This is a genomic window from Paracoccus binzhouensis (assembly GCF_016446475.1).
Classification (GTDB): Bacteria; Pseudomonadota; Alphaproteobacteria; order Rhodobacterales; family Rhodobacteraceae; genus Paracoccus; species Paracoccus binzhouensis.
Window position 1 is genome coordinate 1 of record NZ_JAEHFP010000186.1, and the last position, 4,712, is coordinate 4,712.

The 4,712-nt window shown below is 66.2% G+C and carries 7 protein-coding genes; 1 reads left to right on the forward strand and 6 read right to left on the reverse strand.

Going from position 1 to position 4,712, the window contains the following annotated elements; translation table 11 throughout:
- Positions 1–136: 136 nt before the first annotated feature.
- The 6 genes from I9P22_RS23185 to I9P22_RS23210 are packed head-to-tail and all read right to left on the reverse strand — an operon-like array spanning position 137 to position 3,091.
- Positions 137–388 (reverse strand): hypothetical protein, encoded by a 252-nt coding sequence (locus I9P22_RS23185; protein WP_199262511.1) that lies wholly within the window; start codon positions 386–388, stop codon positions 137–139.
- On the reverse strand, positions 388–600 hold the full coding sequence (locus tag I9P22_RS23190) for a hypothetical protein (RefSeq protein WP_199262513.1): 213 nt from the start codon (positions 598–600) through the stop codon (positions 388–390). Before I9P22_RS23190 ends, I9P22_RS23185 begins: the two co-directional genes overlap by 1 nt.
- Complete coding sequence (locus I9P22_RS23195; protein WP_199262515.1) at positions 587–1,189, reverse strand: minor capsid protein; 603 nt, start codon at positions 1,187–1,189, stop codon at positions 587–589. The genes I9P22_RS23190 and I9P22_RS23195 overlap by 14 nt, the downstream gene beginning before the upstream one ends.
- A 56-nt stretch (positions 1,190–1,245) precedes the next feature.
- A complete protein-coding gene (locus I9P22_RS23200; RefSeq protein WP_199262517.1) occupies positions 1,246–2,115 on the reverse strand; it encodes a carbon-nitrogen hydrolase family protein in 870 nt (289 codons plus the stop codon).
- Positions 2,112–2,693: a GNAT family N-acetyltransferase gene (locus I9P22_RS23205; protein ID WP_199262519.1), complete on the reverse strand. Its 582-nt coding sequence runs from the start codon at positions 2,691–2,693 to the stop codon at positions 2,112–2,114. Before I9P22_RS23205 ends, I9P22_RS23200 begins: the two co-directional genes overlap by 4 nt.
- The gene (locus I9P22_RS23210) at positions 2,690–3,091 is read right to left on the reverse strand and encodes a ketosteroid isomerase-related protein (protein WP_199262521.1); all 402 of its coding nucleotides are present in this window, start codon (positions 3,089–3,091) and stop codon (positions 2,690–2,692) included. Before I9P22_RS23210 ends, I9P22_RS23205 begins: the two co-directional genes overlap by 4 nt.
- Positions 3,092–3,243: 152 nt before the next feature.
- On the opposite strand from I9P22_RS23210, the gene I9P22_RS23215 reads away from it, so the two are divergent.
- Positions 3,244–4,629, forward strand: coding sequence for a phosphohexomutase domain-containing protein (locus I9P22_RS23215; protein WP_269846671.1), 1,386 nt, complete (start codon positions 3,244–3,246; stop codon positions 4,627–4,629).
- The last annotated feature ends 83 nt before the right edge of the window (positions 4,630–4,712 follow it).

A 4,712-nucleotide genomic window follows, 5' to 3' on the forward strand; every position in this document is an offset into this window, starting at 1 on the left:
CCTTACCCTCCGCCACTTGCCCTCGCGAAAGCGTTCTCCCGATCCCGCCGCGGCCGGATTTTCCCGTTGCTTTCGAGGGTTATGCGCGCTTGAATCACAGCCAGACGCGCAGGGGAATCCTTTTTGTCAACACAACCTAGGAGGAGACGCTGACATAGCGATCATTGAAGCAAACGAATTCAAGCTTGCGGGCAAGGAGTCTGCCATCCGTGGAAAACAGACCGATGGGCGCGCCGGGGAAATGATATTGCAGCTTGAACATCATTCCATTTGGCAAGGTCACGCTCTTGGGCGCATTCCTGACCCATTGCACGGACGCAGCCAGTGCCCAGAGTAGAAAAAGGAAGACCGGCAAAAGAAGCAGGTGATGAGCGAATTTGCGTAGCATTATCGTAGTTTCTTGGGGTCAAAGTAAATGCTGCGTTGGCGGTCTTTGAGCACTTCTGCCGAGAAACTCGCGGTCCATTCCCTGCTGATATCATAGGGTGTGCCACCCGTCTCGAAATCCATATCCACCGGATCCTCGAATTTATCGGTGAAATTGAACCTGCTTTCGCCGGAAATGCGGAGCATGTCGCCGCGAGCCTCAACGCCTCCCAAGAATAGCCCCTTGACCGTCCCCCACCCGTGAGAAAAAGCAACGCGACCGAAGTCGTAAGTGAACCGGCCCGGTTCCCGGCCCTCTGGCCGCATCAGCAATCTGCCCCGAAAGCCTGCGAAATGCACCTTCCGTGCCATCGCGATAGGCATATTGCTCGGCAATATCGCGCAAATGCCCAATCTCATCAAGGGTAACCGCCTGCCCGCCGCCAAAATAATCGTGATTCACGAAATCCAGGTTTTCCCAGCGAATGGTGTTCGGCGTGAATACGGATGTGAAGTCGTGAAACGCGAATTCTGTCTCGCCGGGGATATAGGGAACAGCCTCGCAGCGGCAATTGTAATCTTCGCCCGGAGGGCCTGTTGTGGGTGGATCGTCCCATGCAAAGACGCGGCCATCGTTCGCGCGATGCGTCATCCGCACACGATCATCGCCTTGGCAGCGCCAGACATACCGTGCCGTAGTCCCTGCCTGCTTCAGGGACAGGGGGGGATCGGGGTGCCGTTGCGCAGATACGCGCTGAAGGCAGTTCGATAGGCTTCCGTGTGGATCATGTTCATGCCGGGAACCTTCTATGCCGCGCGGCATCCTCCAACAGCAGATCACAAGATTCGGTTAACGATGCGTGCGTTGCGCGCCGTTGCTCACTCCACCACCCGCACGCCCACCGCCTCGCCCCAATGCGCGAAGGGCAGCACCCGCCCGTTCCGCCGGCTTTCCGCCACCAGATCCAGATCGACCACCGCCTTGACCCAGCCGGGCGCGTCCATCGCCCCCTCGGCCACCACGCCGCTTTCCGGCCAGAGCCCGTCCGGCGGCGCATAGATCGCCGCGGCGCCGCGGTTCTCGTCGATGGCGGGGGACCAGTCCACGTTGCCCACCGTCGGCGCCTGCACCACCACGCATTGGCTTTCCAGCGCCCGGGCCATGGCGCCGATGCGGACGCGGTTGTAGCCCGCCGCCGTGTCCGTGCAGGAGGGCACCAGCACCACCTCGGCCCCCGCCTCGGCCAGCGCCCGGCCCAGCAGCGGAAACTCGCTGTCATAGCAGATCAGCACGCCCAGCCGCCCGACGGGCGTGTCGAAGACCCGCAGGCCGGGCGCGCCGACCACGTTCCAGTCCTCGCGCTCGAACCGGGTCATCACCTGCTTGTCCTGATGGCCGATCCGCCCCTGCGGCCCGAACAGCACCGCGCGATTGACCGGGCGCGGCCCCTCGAAACAGGGCCCCGAGGCGGCGAGGATATGCAGCCCGTGCCGGGCCGCCAGCTCGGCATGCAGCGCGTCGCGCGCGGTTTTGTGGCGGGCGACTTCGTGGAGCGAGGCCTCGAGGTCGCCCGCCACCTCGGCCCCGCCCAGCGAGGCCAGCTCCATCGCGCCATATTCGGGAAAGACCAGCAGGTCGCAATCGGCGGCCTCCCCGACCCAGCGGGCAATCTTGGCGCGATAGGCGTCGAAATCCCGAAGCCAGTCGAAGGGATAGGCGGCGGCGGCGATCCTGACGGTCCGGGTCACAGGGGTTTCATCCAGAATTGCAGCGGCTTGCGCGAGGGCTGGTCCTCGCCGATGTCCTTCCATTCGAACTCGGCGACCACGCCGGGCAGCGGGGCATAGCCGCGCTTGCGCCAGAACCCGTCCAGCGGGCGGTAGTCACGCGGGCGCAGCGGGTGGCCCTCGGGGCGGAGCACGCGGCAGAAGGCGCTGTAGCGGCGGCCAAGCGCGCGGCCCTGCGCCTCGCGCCCGTCGAAGAAGGCGTGGCCGAGGCCATGGCCGCGATACTCGGGCAGCAGCACTGATTCCGCGCAATAGAAGATCTCGTCCAGCCGCTCGGGCTGGCCGGCGAAGGCGGCGGCGAAATCATCCGCGTGATCCTCCATCGGCGCCCCGGTCGCGGCACCGACCATGCGGTCGCCGTCCCAGGCCGCGACCACCACCGCGCCGGGCGACTGATAGGCGCGCAGGTAGTCGCGTTCGTATTCCAGGTCGCCGTCATAGAGATAGGGCCAGTCGCGGAACACCGCGATGCGCAGCCGCGCCAGGTCGTCCAGCACGGATGCCACGGCATCCCCGGTCAGGCTTTCGGTGCGGATCACGCCGAGACCTGCCGCGTCCAGTCGGCGAGGTTGTAATAGGTCGTCACCCGCGCGATCTTGCCGTCCCGGATGGTGAAGAAGGCGCCGGCGGGCAGCACGTAGGTCTGGCCCTTCGCCTCGGGCAGGCCCTCGTCGGTGGCCAGATAGGTGCCGTTGACCACGAATTCCGCCGCCGCGCGGTCGCCGGCCTCGTTGGCGAAGATCACCATGTCGGTCAGTTCCTCGCGATAGCTGCGGGTCATGTGGGCGTTGAACTCGGCGAACCTGTCCTTGCCGCGGCGGATGCCGCCCTCGTTGACGTGGTGTTCCACCTCGTCGTGCAGATAGCCCAGCATCTCGTCGGTACGGCCGGCGTTGAAGGCGTCGTAATAGGCGGCGATCAGGGCCTTGGTATCCATCGGAACCTCCTTGTTTCGCCCCGTCTAGCGCGGGCGGCGGGCCGCGTCACCTCCGCCCTTTGGCGGAGGCCCGACCATCCACCGATCCTGACGCATTATTCCCATCGCCGGGCGGCTGGTGTAGCCAGAGGCAGCAAATAGGGGGACATGCCATGGTGACGATGCCCGCGCGGCGGATCGACTGCTTCAAGGCCTATGACGTGCGCGGCCGGCTGGGCTCCGAGCTGGACGAGGATGTCGCCTGGCGCATCGGCCGCGCCTTCGCGCAGGTGCTGGGCGCGCGGCAGGTGATCGTCGGCCGCGATTCGCGCGCCACCTCGCCGGACCTGGCGGCGGCGCTGATCCGGGGGCTGAATGACGGCGGCGCCGATGTCCGCGACCTGGGCCTGGCCGGCACCGAGGAGATGTATTTCGCCACCGCGCATTTCGGCGCCGATGGCGGCATCGAGGTGACGGCCTCGCACAATCCGATCGACTATAACGGCATGAAGCTGGTGGGCCGCGGCGCCGCGCCGCTGGACCCTGAGGGGGATTTCGCGACCCTGGCGGCGCTGGCGCAATCGGGCGCGTTTGCCGAACCGGCGCGCCGGGGCGGGACGCGGGACTTTCCCGAGGCGCGGGCGGTCTATGCCCGGGCGCTGGCCGATTTCATCGACGTCTCGGCGCTGCATCCGCTGACCGTGCTGGTCAATGCCGGCAACGGCACCGCTGGCCCGACCTTCGACGCCATCGCCGCCGAGCTCGAGCGGCGCGGCGCGCCCCTGCGCTTCATCCGCATCAACCACCAGCCCGACCCGGCCTTCCCGAACGGCATCCCCAATCCGCTGCTGCCGGAAAACCAGCCGATGACCGCGGAGGCGGTGCGCGATCATGGCGCCGACCTGGGCGTGGCCTGGGACGGCGATTTCGACCGCTGCTTTTTCTTCGACGCGCAGGGAAACTTCATCCCCGGCGAATATGTCGTCGGCCTGCTGGCCGCGGCCTTCCTGGAAAAGCACCCGGGCGAGAAGATCGTGCATGATCCGCGCGTGGTGCTGAATACCCGCGACGTGATCGCCGGCGCCGGCGGGCAGGCGGTGCAGGCCCGCACCGGCCATGCCTTCGTCAAGCGCGCCATGCGCGAATCGGGCGCGATCTATGGCGGCGAGATGTCGGCGCATCACTATTTCCGTGACTTCCATTTCGCCGACAGCGGCATGGTGCCCTGGTTGCTGGTGGTCGAGCTGGTCAGCCGCAAGGGCATCAGCCTGGGCGAATTGCTGGCCGAGCGGATGCGCGCCTTCCCCTCCTCGGGCGAGATCAATTTCCGCCTCGACGATCCGGCTGCGGCCATCGACCGGGTGGTGGCGCATTTCGCGCCGCAGGCGATCCGCCGCGACGAGACCGACGGCATCAGCCTGGAGTTTCCCGACTGGCGCTTCAACCTGCGCCGCTCGAACACCGAGCCGGTGGTGCGGCTGAACGTCGAATCGCGCGGCGATGCCGGACTGGTGGCGGCGAAGCGCGCCGAGATCGAGGGCCTGCTGGCCGGGTCCTAGGTTGTGTTGACAAAAAGGATTCCCCTGCGCGTCTGGCTGTGATTCAAGATCATCTCTACGTGGGAGGTGACCTTGGCACGCAA

Coding starts and splice junctions, on each gene's coding strand:
- I9P22_RS23185 (WP_199262511.1), bottom strand. CDS start 388: ATGCTACGCAAATTCGCTCATCACCTGCTTCTTTTGCCGGTCTTCCTT.
- I9P22_RS23195 (WP_199262515.1), bottom strand. CDS start 1,189: ATGCCGCGCGGCATAGAAGGTTCCCGGCATGAACATGATCCACACGGA.
- I9P22_RS23210 (WP_199262521.1), bottom strand. CDS start 3,091: ATGGATACCAAGGCCCTGATCGCCGCCTATTACGACGCCTTCAACGCC.
- I9P22_RS23215 (WP_269846671.1), top strand. CDS start 3,244: ATGGTGACGATGCCCGCGCGGCGGATCGACTGCTTCAAGGCCTATGAC.